The sequence below is a fragment of the Rhizobium leguminosarum genome (assembly GCF_001679785.1).
In the GTDB taxonomy this organism is placed as follows: domain Bacteria; phylum Pseudomonadota; class Alphaproteobacteria; order Rhizobiales; family Rhizobiaceae; genus Rhizobium; species Rhizobium leguminosarum_R.
In genome coordinates this window covers 32,959-57,721 of record NZ_CP016290.1, presented here as the reverse complement: position 1 = coordinate 57,721, position 24,763 = coordinate 32,959, and the positions used below count along the sequence as shown (strand labels likewise).

Genomic DNA, 24,763 nt, shown 5'->3' with positions numbered 1-24,763 from the left:
CCCGACGGAAATGCTAAAACACCTAACTCAGAAAAGAAGTATCCGGGCCTGATGTTTGTCTCATCACATGCGAATGGCGATTTCACCCTCGAAGCGGCTGAACTAGCTAGTGCCCGTCCACAAACGGTAAACCACTGAAATTATTGGAGGAATAGCGATATTGCGACGGGCAAAGCCCGGCGGTTTCAGGTATACTTTAGATCAAGCCATTGATTCTAAAGACAAACCCGCAACCGCCGGAGCCGACAATGCGCCAAGAACGCACCGTCCAAGCCAATATATTCGATCTTTTCGCCGAACACGAGATCGGCCGCGAGCTGAAAGCCATGTCGCAATGGCTGGATGAGCATCGTGATCTGCTCGGGCTGGTAGCGCAGGACCTGCGCCGCCACGGCGTCAAGGAGACCGGCCGCGAGGGCCTGCCGGCGGAGGCCGTGCTGCGTTGCGCCCTGCTCAAACAACACCGTCAGTTGAGTTATGAGGAGTTGGCCTTTCATCTGGAAGATTCCGCCTCGTTCCGGGCCTTTGCCCGGCTGCCGTGGGGGTGGAACCCGAAGAAGTCGGTCTTGCACAAGACGATCAGCGCGATCCGGGCCGGGACCTTTGAAGCGATCAATCGCGTGCTGTTGACGAGCGCCCGGCAGGACAAGGTGGAACGCGGCAAGGTCGTGCGCATCGACAGCACCGTCACTTCGGCGCTGATGCACGAACCGAGCGACAGTAGTCTTTTGTGGGACTGCGTGCGGGTGATGGTGCGGCTGTTGCAGCAGGCGGCTTCCTTGGGCAGCGCCATCTCATGGCACGATCACTGCCGCGCGGCGAAGAAGCGATCCCGGGCGATCCAATTTACCCGCGGTCGTCCGAAACGAGTTCAGCACTATCGCGCGCTGCTCAGGATCACGCGCACCACCTTGAGCTATCTCGAACAGGCGGCGGCGCAACTGCCCTTGGCGGCGGGCCCGGCGGTCGAACTCTGGCAGGCCCAACTCCGCCACTATAAGCCGCTGATCGAACGGATCATCGCCCAGACCGAGCGGCGGGTCCTGGCCGGCGAGGCGGTGCCGGCTGGCGACAAGCTGGTCAGTTTGTTCGAGCCGCATGCCGACATCATCGTCAAAGGCAGCCGCGACGTCGAGTATGGCCATAAGATCAATTTGACCACCGGCACAAGCGGGCTGATCCTCGACCTCGTCGTCGAAACCGGCAACCCGGCCGACAGCGAGCGCTTGCTGCCGATGCTGGAACGCCACATCGGCATCTGGGGCGAGGCGCCGCGTCAGGCGGCGGCCGACGGCGGCTATGCCAGCCGCGATAATTTGAGCCGAGCCAAAGCCTGGGGCATCTGCGACATGGCCTTCCACAAGAAGTGCGGCCTCAGGATCGAAGACATGGTCAAGAGCCGCTGGGTCTATCGCAAGCTGCGCAACTTCCGCGCCGGCATCGAGGCCGGCATCTCCTGCCTCAAACGCGCCTACGGCTTGGGGCGCTGCACCTGGCGTGGGCTCGACCACTTCAAGGCTTATGTCTGGTCCTCGGTGGTCGCATACAATCTCGCCCTCTTCGCCCGCCTCAGGCCGACCTGACATCCCATGTCGCCAGCCAAAACCGGACCGGCGTGACGCCGGCAGTTGCCAATGCGCGCATGTCCACCAGAAATCCTGGCCGCCGCAATTAGCACCCATGAGCCACACCGCATGGCTTCAAAGCGGCCACCAAGCGGAACCCAAGTGCGCTGCAAGCTCAAGAAAACCAGCGTTTATGGACGGAAACTAGCTAATCGTTTCGGACTGTCCGAGCATGAGTTTCACCGATACGTGTCTCTCGGGGAGGGATTTTCGGCGCTGGCTTGGTAAGGCCGGTGGGACGACATTTCATCCCGTCGGAACATGTGCCATGGGCCACGGTCCGGAAGCCGTGGTTGACGAGCAACTGCGGCTCCGCGGACTTGCCGGCCTGCGTGTCGCGGATGCCTCGATCATGCCACGCATCGTCAGTGGCAACACCAATGCGCCGAGCATCATGATCGGCGAGAAGGCAGCCCATATGGTCTTGGGAGCAGCGGTTTCGTGATCCAGGCCACAGGCGAGGAATTTGACTACATCATCATCGGCGCGGGCTCGGCCGGTTCAGTGTTGGCAAATCGTCTGTCGGAAGATCCAAGGCTGAGAATACTTGTGCTTGAGGCCGGGCCAGACCAGCGTGTGATCGCCAGTCGTGCACCGGGTGGTGTCGTCAAACTGTTCGGGACCAACCGCACTTTCCCCTACGTCTCGGATCCGGAACCGGGTCTGGCCGTGCGGCGCATCCATGTTCCGCAAGGTTCATGCCGGGCGGCGGGAGCTCGATCAACGGCATGATCTACATTCGTGGAGACAGGAAGGACTATGACGACGGGGCAACTTCCGGTTGCGATGGCTGGAGCTACGCCGAGGTTCTTCCGTATTTCAGGCGTGCCGAAGGGAATTGATCGGCCGGCTGGCATCTATCACGGCAACGACAGGCCGCTGCCGGTGACGGACGTACCCTACCGTCACCCATTAAACAAAGCCTTCGTGCGCGCATCCCAACATCCCATGCGACCAAAATTCTGTCGGCTTTGTCACATATGGCGCGACCCTGGCGTCCGACACCGTCAATGATCAGAACGATCTGCTCGCACGTCTCTTCGGACTTCAAAAGGTCAATAAGGCGTGAAGAGCAGAACGTATTTCAGCTCAACGCATTCGGCCGACCGCTTTGCGACACGCCCGTTTCGCAACCCAGCGCTGGATGCACCCGAAGCCGCCCACAACGCCAGGGTCGCAGAAGCCCAAAACAGCCCACTTTTGCGCCATCACAATGACCCGCTGGCAATAAATTTCATTTTTTTATGGACATCGAGCGTATATCCACCTACATAACGTTCAACTCCTCCGCCGAAGCGCTGGTTTCGAATGGAACATGAAGCGCCGAACGCAAACGTTACTGTCGATGATTGCCGTGATGGCAGCGCCATTACTTGGATGGCCAGATACATGATTAAATCAATAGCGCTTTGCTACGTTGAAAATACAACCGACACTTGGAAATGCGCAGCAAATACTGTCGTCTCGACAAGCGTCGGCTAAAAAAGGAGAATGCCTGGCCTCTTGAGCTCGGCGCCCAAATTATATGAATTCTGCAACTGAAAAAGACGCGCCGACACAATCGGCAACGACCAAGATCAGCCTCAAGAACATCTACAAAGTCTTCGGCGAGCATCCGAAAAAAGCCTTCGCACTACTGCGGGCCGGAAAGACCAAGTCTGAAATTCATGCAGCAACGGGCTGCTCGATCGGCGTCAACGACGCCAGTTTCGATATTCGTGCCGGCGAGATATTCGTGATCATGGGCCTGTCGGGCTCCGGCAAATCAACGCTGCTGCGCCTTCTCAACCGACTGATCGAACCGAGTTCCGGATCGATCGAGATTGATGGCCGCGACATCACCGGCATGTCGCGCAGCGAGCTGATCGCGCTTCGCCGCCGCGACATCAGCATGGTCTTCCAATCCGTTGCACTGCTGCCGAACCGCACGGTCCTCAACAACGCCGCCTTCGGTCTCGAAGTCGCCGGTGTCGGCGAGGCCGGCCGCAAGCAGAAGGCACTGGCGGCGCTGAAGGCCGTCGGCCTCGATGGCTATGCCGACAGCCGCCCGGACCAGCTCTCCGGTGGCATGAAGCAGCGCGTCGGCCTTGCCCGCGCACTGGCCAGCGAGCCGACGATCCTGCTGATGGACGAAGCCTTCTCGGCCCTCGACCCGCTGATCCGCACGGAAATGCAGGACGAACTGGTTCGCCTGCAGTCGGAACACAGCCGCACCATCGTTTTCGTCAGCCACGATCTCGACGAGGCGATGCGCATCGGCGACCGGATCTGCATCATGCAGAACGGCAATGTCGTGCAGGTCGGCACGCCCGACGAAATCGTCACCCAGCCGGCCAACGACTATGTTCGCTCGTTCTTCCGCAATGTCGATGTCGCCCATGTCTTCAAGGCCGGCGATGTTGCCCGCAAGTCGCAGGTGACGATCATCGAGCGCGAAGGCGTGTCCGCTGCCGCAGCGCTTGAGCGGATGAAGAACTACGATCGTGAATACGCGATCATCCTCGGCCGCGACAAGACCTATCACGGCATGATCAGCCAAACTTCGCTGATCGAGAAGATGCGGGCCAAGGCAGCCGACCCCTATCGCGGCGCTTTCCTGACCGAGATCCAGGCCATTCCGGCTTCCGAGCCTTTGTCGAACGTGCTCGGCAAGGTCGCCGCCAGCCCATGGCCGGTACCCGTCGTCTGCGATCGCAACCGCTATATCGGCTCCATCAGCAAGTCGGCGCTGCTCGAAACGCTCGACCGCGCCAGCTGACCCCAAACACATCGGATATACTATGAACTTCGATATCGGAAACGGCATCGACGCTGCCGTCAATTACGTCCTCGACAATTTCTCACCGCTGCTGGACGCCATCGCCGCGACCATCGGCTTCGTCACGGATGGCATCCAGAATGCCCTGCTGGCTATCCCCATGCCTGTCGGCATCGCGATCTTCGTGATCCTGTCGCTCTGGCGTGTCGGCATCGGCTTTGCGGTCTTCACCGCGCTCGGCCTGCTGCTCGTCAATCACATCGCCCTCTGGGGCCCGATGATGGAGACGCTGTCGCTGGTGATCGCCTCGACGCTGATCGCCATGCTGGTCGGCCTGCCGCTCGGCATCTCCATGGCGCGCAAGGATTCCGTCGCCGCCTTCGTGCGCCCTGTTCTGGACCTGATGCAGACCATGCCGGCCTTCGTCTACCTGATCCCGGCCGCGATGTTCTTCGGCCTCGGTGCCGTACCCGGCGCGATCGCCACGGTGATCTTCTCGATGCCACCGGTGGCCCGCCTCACCAATCTCGGCATCCGCCAAGTGGATGGCGAATTCATCGAGGCCGGCAATGCCTTCGGCTGCACCGCCACGCAGTTGCTCTTCAAGGTGCAGTTGCCGAATGCCCTGCCCTCGATCATGGCCGGCATCAACCAGACGATCATGCTGTCGCTGTCGATGGTGGTGATCGCCTCGATGATCGGTGCCGGCGGCATCGGCAACACGGTACTGACGGGCATCCAGCGTCTCGATGTCGGCACCGGCTTCGAAGGCGGTATCGCCGTTGTCATCCTGGCCGTCATTCTCGACCGGATCACCCAGAGCCTCGGAAAGCCCCGCGCCGCCTTCTGGCTGGGACTGTTCCGCAAGACCGAGCGCGAGGAACTGGCGACCGCTACCGCCTGACCCCCGCGTCAGACCATTGCGGGCAACGACCCGTCTAATGCGAACCTTCACAAAAGGAGCACATATGTTCAAAACACTCGCAACCCTCGGCCTCGCCGCCGCCCTTCTCGTTGGTACCGTCACAGCGACCATGGCTGCGGATGCCAAGCCGGTGAAGATCGGCTGGGCCGCATGGTCCGACGCCGAATTCGTCACTAAGCTCGCTGCCAGGCTGATCGAGACCAAGCTCAACCAGAAGGTCGAGCTTGTGCAGGCAGACGTGGCGCCGCTCTACCAGGGTGTCGGCCGCGGCGATCTCGATGCGATGATGATGGCCTGGCTGCCGCAGACCCATGCAGACTATTATGCCAAGGTCAAGGAGAAGGTCGAGACGCTCGGCACCGTCTATGACGGCGCCAAGCTCGGCTGGGTCGTCCCGGACTACATTCCCGCAGACCAGATCGGCTCGATCGAGGATCTCAAGAAGGAAGACGTCCAGAAGAAGCTCTCCGGCACCATCCAGGGCATCGACCCCGGCGCCGGCCTAACGCGCCTTTCGGAGAAGGCCGAGAAGGATTACGGGCTGGGCAGCTACAAGCTGCAGATCTCCAGCGAAGCCGGCATGCTGACCACCGTCGATCGCGCCGTGCGCGGCGAAAAGTGGTTCGTGGCCACCGCCTGGAGCCCGCACTGGATGTTCGGCAAGCACCAGCTGCGCTACCTCGACGACCCGAAAAAGTCGCTGGGTGAAGCCGAGCACGTCGACATTCTGGCGCGCAAGGACTTCAAGTCGGAAAATCCCAAGGTTGCCGACTTCCTGTCGCGCATGAAGCTGCCGATTCCCGATCTGGAAGCGGCGATGTTTACCGCGCAGCAGAGCTCCTATGATGAAGCAGTCGACAAGTACATTGCCGACCACCCCGACCAGGTGAAGAGCTGGATCGGCGAGGAAGGCTGATCTCCGACATCATGCTCCCCAGCACCATCGTGCTGGTGAGCATCTTCGCAAGATCGAGCAGGAGCGACAGTTGTATATCGACAGCCCGGACACATTCTACACGACTGACGACACCATCGGCGGCCGGATATCGCTGGCGCGCGACGCGAACGGCCTGTCGGTCGAAGCCGCCGCCCTCGCAATCGGCATCGCGGCAGGCACTTGGATCGACTGGGAAAACGATCGTGACGCTCCCTTCCCCGACCGCCTCGTGATGATTGCCGAAGCGCTCGGGGTCAGCCTGGCGTGGCTCGTCAGCGGACGTGGCGAAGGGCCAACCTGGATCACCAGTGACAACGTTTCTGCCTTTCGTCCGGACTGACGGCCAACGGCCGCGCCAAACGATTTCAGCAGGACAAGGAACGACATCGATGGATACCAGCACAATCACATCCGAACTGACGCAGAACATACCTGGGGCGCCGGCCCTGGAAGCAGGATCGACAACCGGCCAGCCGATCGATCTCTCCGCCATGCACGCCCTCTATTCGGATATAGGATGGCTGATCGCCGAGCGTTTTTCATCGCTTGAAGACCGCCAGAGGGTATTCGAGCTGATCGAGCTCGGCATGCGAAGCGGTGACCCCAAACTGAAGCATGCGGTATCGACCGGCTTGATCGAAGCGATGATTTCCCGCACCGGCGCGCAGCCGGCGAGGTGGCGACAGATCTCGGCGCAGCTCGGACCGTTGTCCGCTGCCTATATCCACGGATAGCTTTTTCCCCTGCCAAGTTCCGCCGATCTCGGCCGGCATCAGCGTGGATCGCAGATGCCGGGCTGTTCGTCTTCGGCCAGCCCCTTCCTCGTCACGTGCAGGATAGACAGCGCCGGCGAAGGCTGCCGGGTGCGCCGATTGCCGACGGCGCGATCCTGCGAACCCGATCCCCTTCGCCTACCCCTTCGCAATTGCGACAGAAGACATCGGAGTTGAGGAGGTGACCAGACGAAAGGATCAGACGCCGGACTGATGTTCAGGTGCGCCGTGTACAAGCTGAAACTCCGGCGAGTGAACCAGATGAAGATAACGTTTGAGAGCGCCGGTGCAAAAGTCGGCCACGGTAACGGCGCGATAATCTCGCCGTAGGGGCGGAGTAGAATCCGGCCACCTATCTTCCTTCTGCATTGAACGCAGGAGGGACAAGGGGATCTACACCGTGGAATTGGGCGTTGTTGCGTGGATCACCCGTCGACTGATATTGAGCGGTGGTTTTCAGTCTCAAGTTTTCAGTCTCCTGATGTGGATTTCGACGATGCCGCACACGTTCAATGCCGATCGGCGGGACAAGATTGCCAAGCAGAAATATCAAGTGACGAATTGGCCGGCATATAATGAAAGCCTGCGTCAACGTGGTGATTTGACCATCTGGGTGAAGGATGAGGCCCTGTCTTTATGGACGGCGCGGAGGCGGACATCGCGGGGTGGTCAGCCGAAATACTCGGATCTGGCGATTACGTTGTGCTTGACCCTGCGCGTCGTCTACGGGCTGGCGCTACGCCAGACCCAAGGCTTGATGCGCAGTGTCGCGGCGCTGATGGGGTTCGATATTGCCGTGCCTGACGTCTCCACCCTGTCTCGCCGGAGCAAAGGGCTGGCGTTGCCGTCGACAAAGTCCCGAGCCACAACATCAGGTCCGGTCCATCTGGTTGTCGACAGCCCCGGCTTGAAGGTCTTCGGCTCGGGCGAGTGGCTGGAAAACAAGCATAAAACCAAGGCCAAACGCAAAAGATGGCGCAAACTGCACCTTGGTCTCAATCTTGTCAGTGGTGAGATTGTTTGTTCCGATCTGACCGTGGATGATGTCGGCGATCCGACAGCGTTACCAGGACTTCTGGACCAGATCGGTGGCCCCGTCGAGAAGTTCATTGCCGACGGCGCCTATGATGGAACGCCAAGCCGAGATCTTCTGGCGACACGCTTTGGTGAGATCGTGGAGATTATTATCCCACCTCCCAAGACTGCCGTTGCCAGCCCTCAATCGGTGCTGGTTCCATCTGTCCGCGATCGCCATATTGCAGAAATCCAGACCAAAGGGCGGATGGCATGGCAGAAATCCACCGGCTACAACAAGCGCAGTCGCGCTGAGACCCAGATGGGTCGATGGAAGGCTGTGATCGGGCCCAAACTCAAAGCCCGACATTTTGACAATCAGAAGACTGAAGCGAAGATTGGCGTCCGTGTTCTTAACCGGATGACAGAACTTGGCCGGCCTAAGTTCGAGCGCGTTGCATGAAAAATGCAGTGGATAGGGTTGCCTCGTCCAAAGTCTGATCCATGCAACAGTGCTGGTTGGAACCGGATCTTGCCTATGAGATGGCGGATGCCTTCTTTCGCATGCTCTACGATCCCATGCGCAGGTCCGTTCAGGCATCGGCGCGGCGGAACGCGTTGGACGGCGTGGTCTGTCGGATGTATGTCCGGCTGTCCGCTTTGTGCCGCTGCGCCAGGCTGACTAAATAATGCCTTTGCTGAAAATGAAGCACCCATAAGGTCCCGGGTCCGAGGTTCTGACAATTGCAAATGAGTTTTTAGCCGCCTCGTAAAATGCGAAACGTTCCAATGCATCCATCTTGATCGGCCGCGCTTCCGCGCGATCGACAACCGTCTGCATCGCGGAAAAGATTGGCATCTGCTTTTCGGGGTCGCCGACAACCTGCATCCGTTTCACGGGGGCGTCGACGAATGTGTCGAGCGGATAAAGTTTGAGGATTGCTTCCGCTGTACGCTCAAGACCGCAGCCGGAGACGTCAATGAGGCGGCCGTAGGTGGTGTTCCGGGCGATGGTCTGGGCGGGATGGTTGACATCGCACAAGACCAATTGGTCCCCGTGTCCCATCAACATCAACGCGTGGATCAGTTCAGCGGTGATGACCGGATCGATTCTTTTTAGCATCTAGTGCCTCCCTTAGCTGCAGGCATATCTTCACAGAGTATATGTGTGTCGTGATGTTTGCAAATCGAGCTTTGAGCGATATGCAGCGCATGTCCATCTGGCGTAGGGCGGGTCGTCCGGCTATTCTCAGCGTAATGCCGAAAGAGGCGGGGAAAATGAGCGGTGGAATAAAATAATTCCGAACTCATCGAATGAACGACTGTACAACAATATGTTCGTATGTGAAGTGGTTCACCGAAATGATGTCCCTCCCAGGGCGGACCGGGCGGCGGCGGTGTTGCTGGATGCGACGCCCCGCCGCCGCCTTCTGGAGGGACGATCAAACGTCGTGGGGAGCGCGACGCACCGGGAGGAATACGCATTGGCATCCATGAATATCGTGAACGTCGGCAAAGCCTACGGAAGCCTGACCGTTATTCACGGGGTTTCGGTGGAAATACCCGATGGCGAGTTCGTGGTTCTGGTTGGCCCTTCGGGCTGCGGCAAATCCACGCTTCTGCGCATGGTGGCGGGCCTGGAGCCGATCACATTCGGCGATATCCGCATCGACGGCCAGGTGGTGAACGATCTGCCACCAAAAGATCGCGACATTGCGATGGTCTTCCAGAGCTACGCTCTCTATCCCCACAAGACCGTCGCCGAGAACATGGGCTTCGCCTTGAAAATGCGCGGAGAGCCTAAGGCGGATATCGATGACCGTGTGAAGAAAGCGGCCGAGATTCTCGATCTGGTTCCTTATCTCGCACGCTATCCGCGTCAACTCTCCGGGGGCCAGAGACAACGTGTCGCCATGGGACGGGCGATCGTGCGCGATCCCAAGGTTTTTCTGTTCGATGAACCGCTTTCCAATCTGGATGCGAAGCTGCGAGTGCAGATGCGCGCCGAGATCAAGGAATTGCAGCGGCGGCTTGCGACCACGATGATCTATGTCACCCATGACCAGGTCGAGGCGATGACGATGGCGGATCGCATCGTTGTCCTGCGGGACGGACGCGTCGAACAGATTGGTTCACCGCTCGAACTTTATGACAAGCCGGCCAACACTTTCGTTGCCGGTTTCATAGGCTCGCCGTCGATGAACCTGCTCAAAGGCCACATCCGGGCGTCCGGGGCACCCTTTTTCGAGACCGACGACAGTATCCGGTTGCCGCTTGTTCGTGCACCCGAAGGCTCCGACGGTCGACCCGCCTTCTACGGCATCCGGCCGGAGCATTTCGCACTTGGCGGCGAAGTGACGGCCAACGTCACTGTCGTGGAGACGACGGGATCAGAGACACAGGTCTTTGCCCGGATCGGCAACCAGAAGGTCATCGGTGTCTTTCGCGACCGGGTGGAGGATCAATCCGGCCAGCCGATGGCGATGACGCCAAACCCGGCATCCGTGAACCTTTTCGATCTGAAAACCGGATTGCGGCTCGATTGAAAGCCGCTTCGCCGATGCCCTGCGACGCAGGGGCTCGGTCGATACCCATCACGTGTGGTGATTTATTCAACGGGAGGAGTGAATTATGAAAGTCAGTGATTTCGAAAGAATGATGGCGATCGGCCTGAGCCGCCGCGCCATTTTGAAGACCGGCGCCAGTCTGGGGGCTCTTGCGGCCACCGGCACCATTCTCGGTGCTGTCGGCAGCGCCAACGCGCAGGACGCCTCCTTGCGCAGCCAGATCCTGCAGATTCCCGGCGTCGGCAAGGGGTCGCCGACCGATGCGGATTGGCAGAAGGTCGGGGAACTTTGCCTCGGCGCGACCAAGCGCAGCGTGAAGCAGGGCGAATTCGCCGGCGTCCAACTGTCGTTCATGGGTCTCAACAACCAGAATCTTCACAATGTGATCTTCCGCGGCTTCCTCAAATCCTGGGAAGACTACACCGGCGCCAAGATTTCGTGGATTGATCTGGCGCAGGCAGACTACAATCCGCGTCTGCAGCAGGCGATCGCCACCGGGACGGTGGATTTCGATATCCTGGAGATGGGGGCGCCTTTCGAAGGCGACGTCTGCGGCAAGGGGCTCGCATCCGAAATGCCGGACTGGGTCAAGGCCCAGATCGACATGGACGATTATGTCGACTACCTCAAGGCGCCGGTTGGAACCTGGGATGGCAAGACGTATCGCATCTCGGTTGATGGCGATTGCCACAACTTCAATTACCGCGCCGACTACTTCACCGATGCCGATCTGGCAAAGGCCTGGAAGGACGAGGGGCACAAGGGCGAGTGGGAGGTGCCCAAGACCTGGCAGAAGGTTCAGGAAGTCACCAAGTTCCTTAAGGGCAAGACGATCGGCGGCATGGAAGCGATCGGCTATCTCGATGCGCCGAAAGCCTGGGGTGGCTTCGGCTTCTACTTCCTCGGCAGCCGCGCCACCGCCTATGCCAAGCATCCGGACGACAAGGCCTGGCTCTTCGACGTTGATACGATGAAGCCGCGGATCAACAACCCGGCCTGGGTCCGGGCCATTCAAGACGTGATCGACGCGCTGCCGTCGGAGTCTGGCGATCAGCTCAACGCGGACCCCGGCACCACCGCCTTCCAGCAGTTCCTGGCTGGTACCGGATCCATGGTTTCCTGGTGGGGCGATGTCGGCTCCGGCGCGCGCACCAGCGACACGTCGGTGATCGGCGACACTGTCGCCTTCGATATCCTGCCTGGCTCGGACGACGTCTACAATTCGAAGACCGGTCAGTGGGACAAGTTGCCGAGCGGTCCGAACCACGCCCCGAACATGGCTTACCTCGGATGGGGCGTTTACGTCATGGCCCGGGTCGACAGCGACGAAAAAAAGAAGAAGGCAGCCTGGAGCGCGGCTGCCCATCTCGGCGGCAAGGACCTGGCTCTGTGGATGGCGGCATATCCGTCGGGCTTCCAGTGCTATCGCAAGAGCCAGTTCGACACCAAGGAATGGGTCGAGGCCGGCTACGACGAGGCCTTCATCTCAAACTACCTTGCCTCGCAGTCGAACTCGTACAACCACCCCAATGCTGCCATTGAGCCGCGCATCCCCGGCATCTTCCAGTATTACAGCGTCGCGGAAGACGAGTTGGCCAAGGTGTTCGCCGGCCAGATGACAGCCCAGAAGGGGGCGGATGCGATAGCCGTTGCCTGGGAGAAGATCACCGATCAGCTGGGCCGAGACAAGCAGATAGCCCTCTACAAGGCATCGCTCGGCGTCTGAGATCAATCGCCTCAAAGGCCCACCTGCAGGGTTCCGGCGGCATGTTTCTCCCATGTCGCCGGAACCGCAGAAACAATTTTTCAAACTTCGGCCGTGAGGGTCTGCTGCCATGTCTCAGTTAATGCCGCTGGTCACGAACGCACCGTTCGCAGCGCGCCGTGCTACCCCTGCTGGAAAGCATGTCCTGCTAGGCAGGGCTCTGTTGGCATTCGCGACCGTCGCTTTCATCGCGGTCCTGGCGCTTCAGTCGCTCGATGCCATGGGTGTCATCGCATTGGGCTTTCAGAGCTGGCGCCCTCTGCTCTACGTCTATCTCATCTGGGCGGTGGTCTTCGGCGTCTCCCAGGTGATGATCCGCGGTGAGGCTGGCGAGCGCGCGGCCTTCGTCCTTCCGGCGGTTCTTTTTACCGTCGCCATGGTGATCTTTCCGACCATCTTCGGCCTCTACATCGCGTTTACCGATTGGAACCTCAGTGCGGTGGAGGGACGACGCTTCAACGGCGTCGACAATCTGCGCACGCTCTTGGCGGATGCCTATTTCTGGAATGCGCTCTTGAACATGGTCTACTATGTTCTGGCGGTTCTCGTTCAATATGCGATCGCCTTCGGCCTGGCCCTTCTGCTCAACGCGGAGATCAAGGCACGCAAGTTCTTCCGCGTCGCTTTTCTTTTGCCGTTGATGCTGAGTCCGGTCGCCGTCAGCTGGATGATCGGCAAGTCGTTGATGGAGTACCGCTTCGGTCCCGCAGCGACGCTGGCACGCTATCTGGGTTGGGACAATCCCGCCTTCTTCTCGACCCCCTGGCTGGCGCGATTGTCGATCATGGCCATGGATGCCTGGGTCTCCATTCCCTTCATGATGGTTCTGCTGCTGGCAGGCCTGCAGGCGTTGCCAGCGGAAATCAAGGAGGCGGCACGGGTCGATGGCGCCACCGGCTGGCAATCGTTCAAGGAAATCACCTTCCCCCTGATGCTGCCGGTGAGCATGACCGCCTTGATCCTGCGCATCATATTCGAGCTGAAACTCGCCGATATCGTCATCAATGTCACGGCAGGCGGCCCGGGTGGCGCGACCGACACGGTGTCGAGTTTCATCTTCCGGGAATACCGGGACCGTTCCAACGTCGGCTACGGCACCATGCTCGCCGAAGTCTATCTCGTCATCATCATCATTTTCGTCGCGCTTATCCTGAAAGGGGCAAGCCGATGGATGCAAAGAACAAACTGAGGGCTGACACGATGTCGACAGCACATGGGGCAATACGTCCAAAAGCGCCCGCACGTCGCAGCTTCGCGCTGCCCAGCTTCATGACCCGTAGCATGCTGATCTACGCCGCCCTGGTCTTTTGGGCCTTCGTTTCCCTGTTTCCGATTTACTGGACGGTGACGACGTCGTTCAAGACCGCCGTGAACGTCACGCAGGGCCATCTCATTCCCTTTGTGGATTTTACACCGGACTGGAAAGGTTGGCGTTCGCTCGGCCTGTCGCCCGACACGATTTTTGAGCAATCGACCGTACGCGACGAATTCATTCGCCGGTTCTTCAACAGCATCGTCGCCTCGGCAGGCGCCTCGCTTCTCGCTGTCGTCATCGGATCGCTCGCGGCTTACGGCCTCAGCCGGTTCTCCTACAAATTCCTCTGGATGCGCAACAAGGACATCTCCTTCTTCTTCCTGTCGCAGCTCATCCTGCCACCGGTGGTGCTCGCGATGCCTTTCCTGGTTCTCTACAAGCAACTGATGCTGCTGGACTCGCTTGTCGGCCTCATCCTGGTCTACACGCTGATGGTGCTGCCCATCGTCATCTGGATCATGCGCGACCAGTTCGACACGATCCCTCTGGAGCTGGAGCAGGCAGCGCTTGTCGATGGCTGCTCGATCTGGGGCGCGTTCCTGCGGATCGTGCTGCCCATTGCGCTGCCCGGCATGGTCGCAGCCTTCATCCTGTCCGTTATTCTCTGCTGGAACGAGTATTTCTTCGCAGCTCTTCTGACCAGCACCGATGCCAAGACACTTCCGGTGATGGTCGCAAGCCAGACCGGATCGCAGGGTATCAACTGGTGGTCCATGGCAGCGATCGCCAGTGCCGCCATTCTGCCGCTCGTGCTCATCGGCATATTCCTCGAGCGCTACATCGTTAAGGGCCTGACGGCGGGCGCGGTGAAATAGCGCGGCGCCTCCTTTGCCGACCCAGGACGGGTATGATCGCGCGAAATGGTGCGCCGCACAACATTTCATAACTTTACAGAAGTCAATTATTATGTGAAGTCTATCGCAACGCCAAACGATATGAGCCTGATCCAGTGACCCCATTGAAATTCGCCACCCGCCTTAACTCCTTCGCCTCCCGGCCGCAGGCCGAATGGCCTGATCTTTCCGGGAAGCCGAGTGTCGCGCAGATGGTGGCCCGCGCTGCAAAGGTCGATGGTTTGACGGATCTCGACCTCAATTATCCCGATCACGTCTCCGCAGATCCGCGCGAATTGGCACGGCAGATCGGGGATATGGGCCTTGCGATCAACGGCTTTGCGATGCGTTACTACACCAATCCCGCTTTCAAGATTGGCGCCTTCACCAACCCTGACGCAGCGGTTCGCCGTGAAGCCATCGACCTGACGAAGAAGGGCATCGACGCGACCCGCGAGGCCGGCAGCAATCTGATGACCATCTGGCTCGGGCAGGATGGGTTCGATTACGCGTTCCAGGCCGACTATGCAACCTTGTGGCAACACGAGATTTCAGGCATTCGTGAAGTTTGCGAGCATGATCCCGATTGCCAGATCAGCATCGAGTACAAGCCGAACGAGCCCCGCTCCTACAGCCTGATGCCTGACTGCGCCACGACGCTGCTGGCCATCAAGGAAGTCGGTCTGCCCAATCTTGGCGTGACGCTGGACTTCGCCCATGTGCTCTATGCCGATGAGCAGCCGGCCTTCGCGGCGGCACTGATCGCGCGCTACAGCCGGGTGCTCGGCGTTCATCTGAACGACGGCTACGCCAAGCGTGACGATGGGCTGATGGTCGGCGCCGTTCATACACAACAGACGATCGAACTGCTGCGCCAGATCCGCAAGGACGGTTATGACGGCGCGATCTATTTCGACACATTCCCGGATATGACCGGTCTCGATCCGGTCCACGAATGCGAGGTGAACATCCAGACCGTCAAGCGCATGCTTGATGTCGTGGACCGCCTTGAGCAGGACAATCGCCTGTCTGGTGCGATTGACCGTCAGGATGCCGTCTCCGCCCAGGCGATCATTCAAGAAGTGATGCTTGGCGCGAGGGCTTGAACTCCAACACCGCAGCACGCCAGACGGCGTGTGAATTTCACACTCGGGAGGAACCGATGAAGACATTTTTGAAGATGACTGTCGCCGCAGGTCTGGCCGCCAGTTTCCTGTTCAGCGCCGCCGTCGCGCAGGAACTTGCACCACTCAACTCCGACACCGAAAAGGACCGCATGGACTGGTCCGAATTGGAAGCCAAGCTCGGCGCGTTTCCCAAGCTGCCGGAAGGTACTAAGGCCGGGGCCGTATCCAAGACGCTGACCAACGAATACTGGCGCTCTCTGGGTGATGGCTACAAGAAGTTTGGCGACAAAGTCGGCGTGCCGGTTGTCTACCAGGCGGCACAGAGCGAAGGCGATCAGTTGGGTCAGCTAACGATCGCCGAAGGCCTGATCACCCAGGGATACAATGTCCTGCTGGTCTCGCCGCAGACCGACGCCAATCTCCAGCCCGTGATCGAGCAGGCAAAGGCGGCCGGCGTGCCCGTCGTCAACGTCAACGATGCCGTCATTCCGCAGGCGGAGCACTATGTCGGCAACGTGCAGCGCGACAATGGCGTGCGCGTGGCGAAATGGTTCATCGAGAACCGGCCGGAAGGCGGCAAGGTTGCGATCGTCGAAGGGCAGGCTGGTGTCTACGCCGCCGTCCAGCGTACCGATGGGTTCAAGTCGACAATCAGCGAAGGCGGCAAGTTCGAAGTCGTCGCCAGCGTTCCGGGCAACTGGGATCGCCAGACATCCTATGACGCCGCCACCAACATCCTGCAGCAGCATCCCGACCTGATCGGCTTTTATGCCAACAATGACGGCATGGCGCTCGGCATCGTCGAGGCGGTCAAGGCAGCCGGTCTTCAGGACAAAGTTGCCGTATTCGGCACGGACGGCATCTCCGATGCCTATACGTCGATCAAGGCTGGAGAGTTGACAGGCACCGTCGACAGCTTCCCGGTGCTGACCGGCGAGGTAGCTCTCGAAGCCGCCTTGCGTCTTGTTGCCGGCCAGAAACTGCCCCGCGTCGTCGCCACGCCGCAGGCGCTCATCACCAAGGACAATGTCGCGCGCTACCAGGGCGAGGGCGTCGATGTCCGCGCCGTGCTGATGGAAGACGCAGCTGCGGCGAAGTGATCGCCAACTGACAAAGATGCCGGCCGCTCTGGCCGGCATCTCTTGCCGATGGAGGGTGACGCAATGACACCGAGACTGAGATTCGAAGCGATATCCAAGAGCTTCCCGGGCGTGAACGCATTGTCCGACGTCTCCTTCGACGTCGCGCCCGGCGAAATCCATGGGCTCCTCGGTGAAAACGGCGCGGGAAAATCGACGTTGCTGCGCATTCTGTCCGGCGTCTTTCGTCCAACCTCCGGGTCCATGTTTGTCGACGGCGAAAATGTCTTCTTTCGCAAACCGATGGATGCGCGCGGTGCCGGCATCGCCATGATCCACCAGGAACTGCAGCAGGTACCGCATCTGAGTGTCGCGCAGAACATGTTCCTTGGCCATCCGCTGACGACCGTGGGCGGGCTGTTCGTCTCGAGGCGCGAGCAGGAGCGGCGGGCTGCCGAAGCATTGTCGATGATCGAACCCCACATCGATCCTGCGGCCCCGATCTCTTCGCTCAAGGTGGCGCAGCGCCAGATCGTCGAGATTGCCCGGGCATTGCTCGACCGCGCCAGGATCATCGCCATGGATGAACCGACATCAAGTCTGACGCCCAGTGAGTTCGAACGGCTGGCCGAGGTCATAATGAAGCTAGCGGCAAGCGGCGTGTCGATAATCTATGTCTCGCACAAGATGGACGAAGTGTTCCGCATCTGCCAGCGCGCCAGTGTCATGCGCGACGGCAAGCTTGTCGGTGCGGTGGATGTACAGACGGCTTCCCATCAGGATGTCATCACAATGATGGTGGGGCGTGAGTTGATGCAGGAGCAGCATGTCTCACACGCGACCGCGACGGTGAAACTCGAGGCACGGGGGCTCTCGTCGCTGACGAAAATCAGGGATGCATCGTTCAAACTTCACCGTGGCGAGGTTCTCGGCATTGCCGGGCTTGTCGGATCCGGCCGGACGGAACTCCTGCGTCTTCTGGCGGGAGCTGACAGATTGACGGCAGGCACGATCGACATAGACGGCAAAACAGTCAACCTGCGCAATCCTCGCGATGCCATCTCCGCCGGCATTGGTCTCGTTCCTGAAGAGCGCAAACGCGAAGGAATCATCCCGGTGCGCTCGGTCACCATCAACATGGCTCTTGCCTCGCTCGGCAGCTTTTCCAAAGCCGGCATCATTCAGGGCGGCAAGTTGCGCAACACGGCTCAGGACCTGCTGCGCCGGGTCAATCTCAGGCCTTTCCAGTTGGACAGACCGATCCGGCTCTTCAGCGGTGGCAATCAGCAGAAAGCGATCATCGCCCGCTGGCTGGCAAGCAAATCGCAGATTCTCCTGTTCGACGAGCCGACCCGCGGCATCGATGTCGGCGCCAAGGCGGAAATCTATCACCTGATCGAGGCCTTGGCAGCTGATGGACATTCCATCGTCGTCGTGTCCTCCGAACTGCCGGAAATCATCCGGCTTTCCGATAGGGTCCTTGTCATGCGGGACGGGCAGATTGCCGCGGAAATCGCGCGCGCCGATCTCACCGAAAGCACCATCGTGGCGCATGCCATTCCCGGTGCAAATACCGGCCGCACGCCAGCTCCGGCCGCCTAGGCGTGGACGACATAAAGGAACACGTTATGAGCAACTCACCGACTACCGCCGACACGAAACTTTCGCCCGCATTCGGCCGCTTCTCGTTTTCTTTGAGAGACGCCGGCACGCTGATCGGCCTCGTCGTCATCATGGCGGTGTTTGCGACATTGGTTCCCGGTTTCATATCCGAGCGCAACCTCGTCAATATCCTGCAGCAATCCAGCATCAACGCCTGTTTGGCGCTTGGCATGACATTGGTGATCATCTCGGGCGGTATCGATCTGTCCGTTGGGCCTACCGCCGCGATATCGGCGGTCATCACGGCGACCCTGCTTCTTTCCGGAGCTCCGGTCCCGCTTGCGATACTGGCTGGCCTCGGGATTGGCATGGCCTGCGGGCTCATAAACGGTATCCTAGTTGCCTATGTCGGTCTGCAGCCCTTCATCGTAACACTCGGGACGTTGAGCACGTACCGCGCGCTCGCGCTGATCTATACGGGCGGCAATCCTGTTCTTGGCATCCCGGCGGGTTTTCGATCGCTCTTCAATGGAAACCTGTTGGGTATTCCGGCACCTGTTCTGATCGTTGCCGTCGTGGCGCTGGCCGCCTGGATCCTGCTCAAGAAAACGCCGATCGGCGAGTATCTCCTGGCCGTCGGCGGCAACGAAGAAGCGGCCTACGTCGCCGGCGTTCCGATCGCTCGTACCAAGATCACGGCTTACGTGATCTCCGGCGGACTTGCAGCTCTTGCTTCCCTGATCCTGATCGGGCGCCTGGGCGCCGCCGAACCGATCCTCGGCAATCTCTGGGAGCTCGACGCGATTGCTGCCGCGGCCATCGGCGGAGCCTCGCTGATGGGCGGCAAGGGCAGCATTCTGGGAACGATCCTGGGCGCTATCATCCTCGGCACAATGCGCAATGGTCTTACGTTGATGAACGTCCAGGCCTTCTATCAACTCCTGGCGACCGGTCTTATAATCCTCGTCGCGATGATGATCGATCGCGCGACAAGGGGACGAGAATGAATTCCGAAAACTTCGACACGAAGGCCGTTGGCCCTCGCATCCGCATGATGATGCCTTTGCTGACGCCACTTGAAGCAAAAGTAGTCGATACGGTTTTTGCGCTGCGCGACTTCAGCGATGATACATCGCTGAAACAGATTGCCGACGATGCCGGCGTTTCGGAAGCCATGGTGGTGAAGATAACCAAGAAACTCGGTTTTGCCGGCTATCGCGATTTCCGCGCTGCGGTCAGCCAGTATAACCGCCAGCCCACGGCCGAAATGCATCAGGAGCTCTCGGTCGATGATACGTCGCAGGAGATCGTGCAAAAGGTCTTTCGCACCTCCATCAATGCCCTGGAAGAAACGTTGTCGATACTCGACATGGAGGCATTCGACAGGGCGGCGGATCTGATCCACCGGGCCAAAAATCGTGATTTCTATGGTGTGGGCGGCTCCGCTCAGATTGCACGGGACGTGTCGCACAAATTTCTGCGGATCGGCGTTCGGGCCAGCGTTTTCGATGACTCGCACATGATGCTGATGTCGGCGTCGCTGCTGGTCGACGGAGACATTGCGATCGGCTTTTCCCATTCGGGTAATACCACGGCGGTGATCGAGGCGATCCAGCTTGCCCGGCGAAACGGCGCTCGCACGATCGCCATCACCAACTATAACTCCTCCGCGTTGGCGCAGGCGGCCGACGTGGTGCTTTGTTCCACCGCGCAGGGTTCTCCTTTGATGGGGGAAAATGCCGCCGCACGTATCGCGCAGCTCAACATCCTTGACGCCGTGTTCGTTGCCGTTGCCCAGCGTGACTACAAAGCTGCCGAACGTAATCTCGAGCGGACCATGTCCGCCGTCACGTCCAAACGAAAAGATCGACTCCCATGATAACTGCACCCCTCGTCACCGTCTTTGGCAGCCTCCACTACGACATCGCCGTGATGGGACCGGCCCGGCCGCGCAAGGGCGAAACAGTGACGGGAACATCATGGCATCCGAAAAGTGGTGGCAAGGGTGGCAACCAGGCCGTTTCATCGGCACGCACGGGTATTGCGACGTCGATGATAGGGGCGGTTGCCGATGACGAATTCGGGCGGTTTCTTATCGACAATCTCGATCGTAGAAGGGTTGATCACACCTTCGTTCGGCGCACCGCGTCGCAATCTACCGGCATGAGTGTGGCGATCTTCGATGCCGAAGGAGACTATGGCGCAGTCATCGTCTCCGGAAGCAATCTTACCCTTGGCGATGGCGATGTCGCAGCGGCCCGGGATCTTCTGGAAAGGACAACGCTGCTTGTTCTGCAGAGCGAAATCCCGGATGCCGCCAATGTCGCAGCGGCGAGAGCAGTGAAACAGGCCGGAGGGCGTGTCCTCATCAATGCCGCGCCCGCGCGCCCGCTATCGGCCGATCTTCAGCCGCTCATCGATATTATCGTTGTGAACGCGATCGAAGCTGAAATGCTGGGAGGGGTTCCCGTCGTTGAAACACTCGATGGCGCGCTTGAGGCCGCACGGAAACTTGTGCGGACCTTCCCCGAGGTCGTAGTCACCGCAGGTGGTGCCGGTGTCGCCTACGCAAATCGCGATGGAGAGGAGACCATCATTGCGGCTGTGAAGGTGAAAGTTGAAAGTACGCATGGGGCCGGAGACGAGTTTATCGGCGTCCTAGCTGCCGAAATTGCGTCTGGTAAAACGATAAACGACGCGCTTAAAAAGGCGAATATGGATGCGGCCAAACTCGTTGGCACACCTGAAGCGGACCGACTTGGATGAGGTTATCAGGTGTAGGCCTCTCACATCGTTCAAGGCGGGCATTTTGCACAGCTCGATGATGGCCCACCGCTTCGCAGGTTATGGCGTTGCCGCCGTCGAGCGGGGATTGTTCGGTCTCGTGCCTGTTCCGGCCGTTCGCAAGGCGCTCGACAAAGCGGGATGGACCCTCGCGGACATCGAGCGCATCGAGATCAACGAAGCCTTTGCCGCCGTGCCGATCGCGGTGATGCGTGAACTCTCGTAGAACGGAAGTCGGTCGCTCTTTCATTGTGTGGTAAAGGCGTCGGAAATCTTTCAACGGGCAACACGTTTGACGCCTTCCTAAGCCTGGAACTGAAGCTGCCGAGCAATATGGGCTCGAACGAGCTATCCGATGACTACTGAAGCGGGCTATGGAAAAGTATGCCCGCTTCAGGATTGCGGCCTCTCCGCTACGGCTACTGCATTTGATCACGACCTTGCCCTTCGACGGGGCGGAGGGCGGCGCTATCGATCAACCCGGCGATTTCCTGCAGTTGCCGGCCATCGGCGCGCATCAACAGGAAGGAATACTGCACGCCGCGGCTCTTTAGCAGCGGGTTCAGCCCGAGAGCTTCGGCAAAGCTCGGGTTCGGCGGGCCTGAAATCAACGTGCTCTGCCCACCTCCTCTCCTCTGCGCCACAAGCGGGCGAAGCGTCCGGGTATTGGTTCCGGTGCGTTCCTATCACTTTACGAGCGCGTGACTTTTCGTCCGAGGGAAGCCGGATATTCGAGCGCCCTTAACAGGAAAAAGCGTTGCTCACGCAGACACTGCCGATCTCGTGTCGGCGTGAGCGACGCAGCTGTTAATAAACACACCATCCCTACCACAACCCAAGTCGGGCGTGTGGCGATGCCGCGATCCGTCTGATAATCAAAACCAGTGCGTGCATTGCATCTCCAAAGGGGCAGGAGTTGCAAGAAATCAGGAGGGGTCATGGCGGACGGATTGTTGGAATGGGCGGACAAGCAGGCCGACTGGGTTCGCGACGCGCTCAGAAGACATGCTCAACATGGAGGGTTCTCGTTGAGCGATGAACACAAAAAGCACGTCCGGACAGGTGTTCGTCTTGTTGCAGGGTACGCAATAGACCCTGTCCCAGACCATGAAGCGCTTGGTTCCAGTCATCTGAAATCCGCTGCGGCGAAGGAGCCTCGCGCAATCCTTTGCTCCTTGGGGTCAGTACGAAATCTGAACCGCCTTGCAGAGGGACAGACGCTAAAATTTGCGCTTAACGGCCTGACACTAATTTATGGTGACAATGGGAGCGGCAAAAGCGGGTACTGCCGAATCACTAAAAAACTCTGTCGGAGTTTGACATCGGACGAACTGTTGGGAAACGTGTTCGAAGCCGGCACGAAACCGCCGGCTGAGGTTCAGGTCCGATTCATCGAAGAAGGCGCGGTAGAACCGCAGGAAGTCGTCTGGATCGACGGGACGCCGACGCCGCAGCCTATTTCACGAATATCGGTATTTGACTCTGCCAACGCACGCTTGTACGTCGACAAACAGAACCGGATAGGGTTTCTCCCCGCTGACATCGCTATTCTTGAGCGGCATGGTACTCGCCGCGGCGAATTGGAGGCCGAGTTCCGCGCCGAAATAAAGGCGCTCGAAGCCAAACTGAAGACCCCGATGCCTGGAGGATATTCGCCAACTGGAACGGTGGCTGCTCTCCTCGCACGTCTTGATCCCAAGTCGAAGGTTTCGCTGCCTTCCAAATCTCAAATCAAAGCTCAAGCCGAATTTTCGGACGCCGACAATACGGAACTCGGACAGTTAGCAATTCTGTTGGCTAGCGACCCGTCCACAATGGCTACCAAGCGTCGTCGAGCGAAAGCCGCGCTGGAAAAGATCGCCGCCGCAGCTCTTCTAGTCGAAGCGCGCCTCTCGGACGGTGCTTGGGCGACGTTAGCGGAACAGATCGCGGCGGCGGGATCAACGGCATCTGCAGCCAAGCTCGCCGCAGCGTCAGCGTTCAAGACGTTACCGCTGGCCGACGTAGGGCAAGCACCGTGGCGTCTGATGTTCGATTACGCTCGTGCCTATGCCGCGACCCTCGGGGGCGACCATCAACACGTACCATCCAAGGAAGGTGACCCCTGCCTTCTTTGCCAAGAACCCTTGACTGCAGAGGCTGCCGAGCGGATGTCGTCGTTTAATGCATTCGTGACAGGAGCGGCGAATATGGCGGCCCAAAAGGCGGCGACAACGCTCCACGCATCGCAGAAGGCCATTGTTGACCTCAACATCCCTGATGGCGACGAAATCCAGGCAGCGCTGGGCGAGTTCGGCGATCTCTCACTTGCAAGGAAAGAGGTGATCGCAGTTATCATCAATTATTTTGCTATAGCGGCGAACCGCCGATCGTTGTTTGTCGCTTCAGCTGCTTCGGAAACGCCGCTCGCCCCATCCCTTGCCGCAACAATAAGCGAGCAATGTGCTCAATTGGCTGCTGAAGCCAGCGACGATGACAACGCAGCAAAAGACGATACCACTCGCGCCGCAACGAGGAAACGGCGCGACGAGTTGACAGACCGGAAGAAACTTGGCGCTGATTTGGCCATCGTCCTTGCTCGTTTGGACGACCTTGAAGAGCGGCTCAAGCTGTTGGAGTGCTGTGAGGCAGTCGAGACAGGCTCAGTCTCGCGGCAGATGACCGCGCTTAGACGGAGTCTGGTCATGGAACACCTCGAAAACAGAATCCTCGATGAGATTCAGTCGCTAGGCCTCTCGCACATCCCGTTCTCGGTGAATGATCGTAGTCAGGATGGCCAGAGCTACTTCGAGGTTGGGCTTGCGGCACAGAAGGCCACGGCAAACAACCGCGTGCTCAGCGAAGGCGAGCAGCGAGCCCTGGCTTTAGCCTGCTTCCTTGCGGAGGCAGGTGGCGACACATCTCGCCATGGTCTGATCATCGACGACCCGGTCTCCTCGCTTGACCACTTGCGTGTGCGAAAGGTGGCTTCCCGCTTGGTGGGTGAAGCCGCAAACGGGAGACAAGTGATCATTTTTACGCATAACCTTCTATTTTTCAACGAGGTCGTAGATGCGGCCGCTCAGAGCATGCCCCCGGTTCCGATCGTGCGGAACTATATCAGCAAGAACGAAGCATCCGGATTCGGGATTATCAGCGAGACCGACGAACCATGGATCGCGCAGCCTGTCACTAAGCGGATCGCGACTCTTCGGGACCGCTTGAAGGCATTCAAGGAAATTGCCAACCAGACGGACGAGTCGTGGAGGCGTCTTGCAAAAGATTTTTACACCGATCTTCGCGAGAGCTGGGAACGCCTCGTGGAGGAAGTACTGCTCGGTAAGGTTGTGGAACGGTTCAACACTGACGTGAGAACCCAGAGCTTAAAGGTCGTCTCAGTGGAGGACGAAGATTATAAGCGCGTATATTGGGCTATGAAGCGTGTTTCCGAACGTTCGGGGCACGACATGGCCGCTGGGAAAATTCTCCAGACACCAACGCTTCTCGAAATGAAGAGCGATCTCGACGCGATTGAGGAGTTCCGTACGGAAGTTGCGAAACGCAGGAAAGCAAATGAAGAGCGGCGCGCTGCGTTCGAAAAGCCTCCCAAGGCGGAGACTATTTAGAAACACGGCCTAGGTCGCCGCCACGACACGGATGAGCGTACGCATCCGAGTTGG

24 protein-coding genes and 1 pseudogene are annotated in these 24,763 nt (G+C 59.3%); 22 read left to right on the top strand and 3 right to left on the bottom strand.

The window, feature by feature from the left end:
* The first annotated feature begins 248 nt into the window (after positions 1-248).
* The 4 genes from BA011_RS34730 (at position 249) to BA011_RS46680 (ending at position 2,467) form a co-directional block, all read left to right on the top strand.
* A complete protein-coding gene (locus tag BA011_RS34730; protein WP_065279157.1) occupies positions 249-1,583 on the top strand; it encodes an ISNCY family transposase in 1,335 nt (444 codons plus the stop codon).
* A 193-nt stretch (positions 1,584-1,776) separates the two neighbouring features.
* On the top strand, positions 1,777-2,070 hold the full coding sequence (locus BA011_RS43175) for a GMC oxidoreductase (protein ID WP_420493454.1): 294 nt from the start codon (positions 1,777-1,779) through the stop codon (positions 2,068-2,070).
* Positions 2,067-2,357 carry an NAD(P)-binding protein gene (locus tag BA011_RS45590; RefSeq protein ID WP_064250306.1) on the top strand — a complete coding sequence of 97 codons (291 nt, stop codon included), beginning with the start codon at positions 2,067-2,069 and terminating at the stop codon, positions 2,355-2,357. Before BA011_RS43175 ends, BA011_RS45590 begins: the two co-directional genes overlap by 4 nt.
* The gene (locus BA011_RS46680) at positions 2,324-2,467 is read left to right on the top strand and encodes a GMC family oxidoreductase N-terminal domain-containing protein (protein WP_151343733.1); all 144 of its coding nucleotides are present in this window, start codon (positions 2,324-2,326) and stop codon (positions 2,465-2,467) included. The genes BA011_RS45590 and BA011_RS46680 overlap by 34 nt, the downstream gene beginning before the upstream one ends.
* A 366-nt stretch (positions 2,468-2,833) precedes the next feature.
* Here BA011_RS46680 and BA011_RS43165 read toward each other — a convergent pair whose 3' ends face one another.
* A complete protein-coding gene (locus tag BA011_RS43165; RefSeq protein ID WP_151343732.1) occupies positions 2,834-3,016 on the bottom strand; it encodes a hypothetical protein in 183 nt (60 codons plus the stop codon).
* Positions 3,017-3,150: 134 nt separating this feature from the next.
* Between BA011_RS43165 and proV the strand changes: the two genes are divergently transcribed.
* The 6 genes from proV (at position 3,151) to BA011_RS34695 (ending at position 8,495) form a co-directional block, all read left to right on the top strand.
* Entirely contained in the window at positions 3,151-4,383 is a 1,233-nt protein-coding gene (gene proV, locus BA011_RS34720) for a glycine betaine/L-proline ABC transporter ATP-binding protein ProV (protein ID WP_027513131.1), read from the top strand.
* A 22-nt stretch (positions 4,384-4,405) separates the two neighbouring features.
* Complete coding sequence (locus BA011_RS34715; RefSeq protein ID WP_011654140.1) at positions 4,406-5,287, top strand: ABC transporter permease; 882 nt, start codon at positions 4,406-4,408, stop codon at positions 5,285-5,287.
* A 64-nt stretch (positions 5,288-5,351) separates the two neighbouring features.
* Positions 5,352-6,224: a glycine betaine ABC transporter substrate-binding protein gene (locus tag BA011_RS34710; protein WP_027690936.1), complete on the top strand. Its 873-nt coding sequence runs from the start codon at positions 5,352-5,354 to the stop codon at positions 6,222-6,224.
* A 70-nt stretch (positions 6,225-6,294) separates the two neighbouring features.
* Complete coding sequence (locus tag BA011_RS34705) at positions 6,295-6,585, top strand: helix-turn-helix domain-containing protein (RefSeq protein ID WP_027668192.1); 291 nt, start codon at positions 6,295-6,297, stop codon at positions 6,583-6,585.
* Positions 6,586-6,634: 49 nt separating this feature from the next.
* A complete protein-coding gene (locus tag BA011_RS34700; protein ID WP_027690938.1) occupies positions 6,635-6,979 on the top strand; it encodes a DUF7674 family protein in 345 nt (114 codons plus the stop codon).
* A gap of 535 nt (positions 6,980-7,514) precedes the next feature.
* Entirely contained in the window at positions 7,515-8,495 is a 981-nt protein-coding gene (locus tag BA011_RS34695; RefSeq protein WP_065284452.1) for an IS5 family transposase, read from the top strand.
* Between the two features lie 219 nt (positions 8,496-8,714).
* Here the strand turns inward: BA011_RS34695 and BA011_RS34685 are convergent, their stop codons facing one another.
* Positions 8,715-9,155 (bottom strand): RbsD/FucU family protein, encoded by a 441-nt coding sequence (locus BA011_RS34685; protein WP_065284212.1) that lies wholly within the window; start codon positions 9,153-9,155, stop codon positions 8,715-8,717.
* A gap of 361 nt (positions 9,156-9,516) precedes the next feature.
* Here BA011_RS34685 and BA011_RS34680 point away from each other — a divergent pair, with 361 nt between their 5' ends.
* From BA011_RS34680 to BA011_RS34630, 11 genes and pseudogenes are all read left to right on the top strand, one after another.
* A complete protein-coding gene (locus tag BA011_RS34680) occupies positions 9,517-10,578 on the top strand; it encodes an ABC transporter ATP-binding protein (protein WP_065284211.1) in 1,062 nt (353 codons plus the stop codon).
* An 85-nt stretch (positions 10,579-10,663) separates the two neighbouring features.
* Complete coding sequence (locus BA011_RS34675) at positions 10,664-12,325, top strand: sugar ABC transporter substrate-binding protein (protein WP_065284210.1); 1,662 nt, start codon at positions 10,664-10,666, stop codon at positions 12,323-12,325.
* Between the two features lie 121 nt (positions 12,326-12,446).
* The gene (locus BA011_RS34670; RefSeq protein WP_065284209.1) at positions 12,447-13,553 is read left to right on the top strand and encodes a carbohydrate ABC transporter permease; all 1,107 of its coding nucleotides are present in this window, start codon (positions 12,447-12,449) and stop codon (positions 13,551-13,553) included.
* Positions 13,554-13,633: 80 nt separating this feature from the next.
* Positions 13,634-14,494 (top strand): carbohydrate ABC transporter permease, encoded by an 861-nt coding sequence (locus BA011_RS34665; RefSeq protein ID WP_237352856.1) that lies wholly within the window; start codon positions 13,634-13,636, stop codon positions 14,492-14,494.
* A gap of 143 nt (positions 14,495-14,637) precedes the next feature.
* A complete protein-coding gene (locus tag BA011_RS34660) occupies positions 14,638-15,618 on the top strand; it encodes a sugar phosphate isomerase/epimerase family protein (protein WP_065284208.1) in 981 nt (326 codons plus the stop codon).
* Between the two features lie 56 nt (positions 15,619-15,674).
* On the top strand, positions 15,675-16,739 hold the full coding sequence (locus tag BA011_RS34655; protein ID WP_065284207.1) for a substrate-binding domain-containing protein: 1,065 nt from the start codon (positions 15,675-15,677) through the stop codon (positions 16,737-16,739).
* Positions 16,740-16,802: 63 nt separating this feature from the next.
* Positions 16,803-18,320 carry a sugar ABC transporter ATP-binding protein gene (locus BA011_RS34650; protein ID WP_065284206.1) on the top strand — a complete coding sequence of 506 codons (1,518 nt, stop codon included), beginning with the start codon at positions 16,803-16,805 and terminating at the stop codon, positions 18,318-18,320.
* A gap of 26 nt (positions 18,321-18,346) precedes the next feature.
* Complete coding sequence (locus tag BA011_RS34645) at positions 18,347-19,327, top strand: ABC transporter permease (protein WP_065284205.1); 981 nt, start codon at positions 18,347-18,349, stop codon at positions 19,325-19,327.
* Positions 19,324-20,199 (top strand): MurR/RpiR family transcriptional regulator, encoded by an 876-nt coding sequence (locus tag BA011_RS34640; RefSeq protein WP_062940160.1) that lies wholly within the window; start codon positions 19,324-19,326, stop codon positions 20,197-20,199. Before BA011_RS34645 ends, BA011_RS34640 begins: the two co-directional genes overlap by 4 nt.
* On the top strand, positions 20,196-21,086 hold the full coding sequence (locus tag BA011_RS34635; RefSeq protein WP_065284204.1) for a ribokinase: 891 nt from the start codon (positions 20,196-20,198) through the stop codon (positions 21,084-21,086). Before BA011_RS34640 ends, BA011_RS34635 begins: the two co-directional genes overlap by 4 nt.
* A gap of 67 nt (positions 21,087-21,153) precedes the next feature.
* Positions 21,154-21,324: pseudogene (locus BA011_RS34630) on the top strand (acetyl-CoA C-acyltransferase); the annotation flags it as partial.
* A gap of 199 nt (positions 21,325-21,523) precedes the next feature.
* Here BA011_RS34630 and BA011_RS43160 read toward each other — a convergent pair.
* Positions 21,524-21,715: a hypothetical protein gene (locus BA011_RS43160; protein WP_237352838.1), complete on the bottom strand. Its 192-nt coding sequence runs from the start codon at positions 21,713-21,715 to the stop codon at positions 21,524-21,526.
* 327 nt (positions 21,716-22,042) lie between these two features.
* On the opposite strand from BA011_RS43160, the gene BA011_RS34620 reads away from it, so the two are divergent.
* Positions 22,043-24,709, top strand: coding sequence for an AAA family ATPase (locus BA011_RS34620; protein ID WP_065284203.1), 2,667 nt, complete (start codon positions 22,043-22,045; stop codon positions 24,707-24,709).
* Positions 24,710-24,763: the final 54 nt, after the last annotated feature.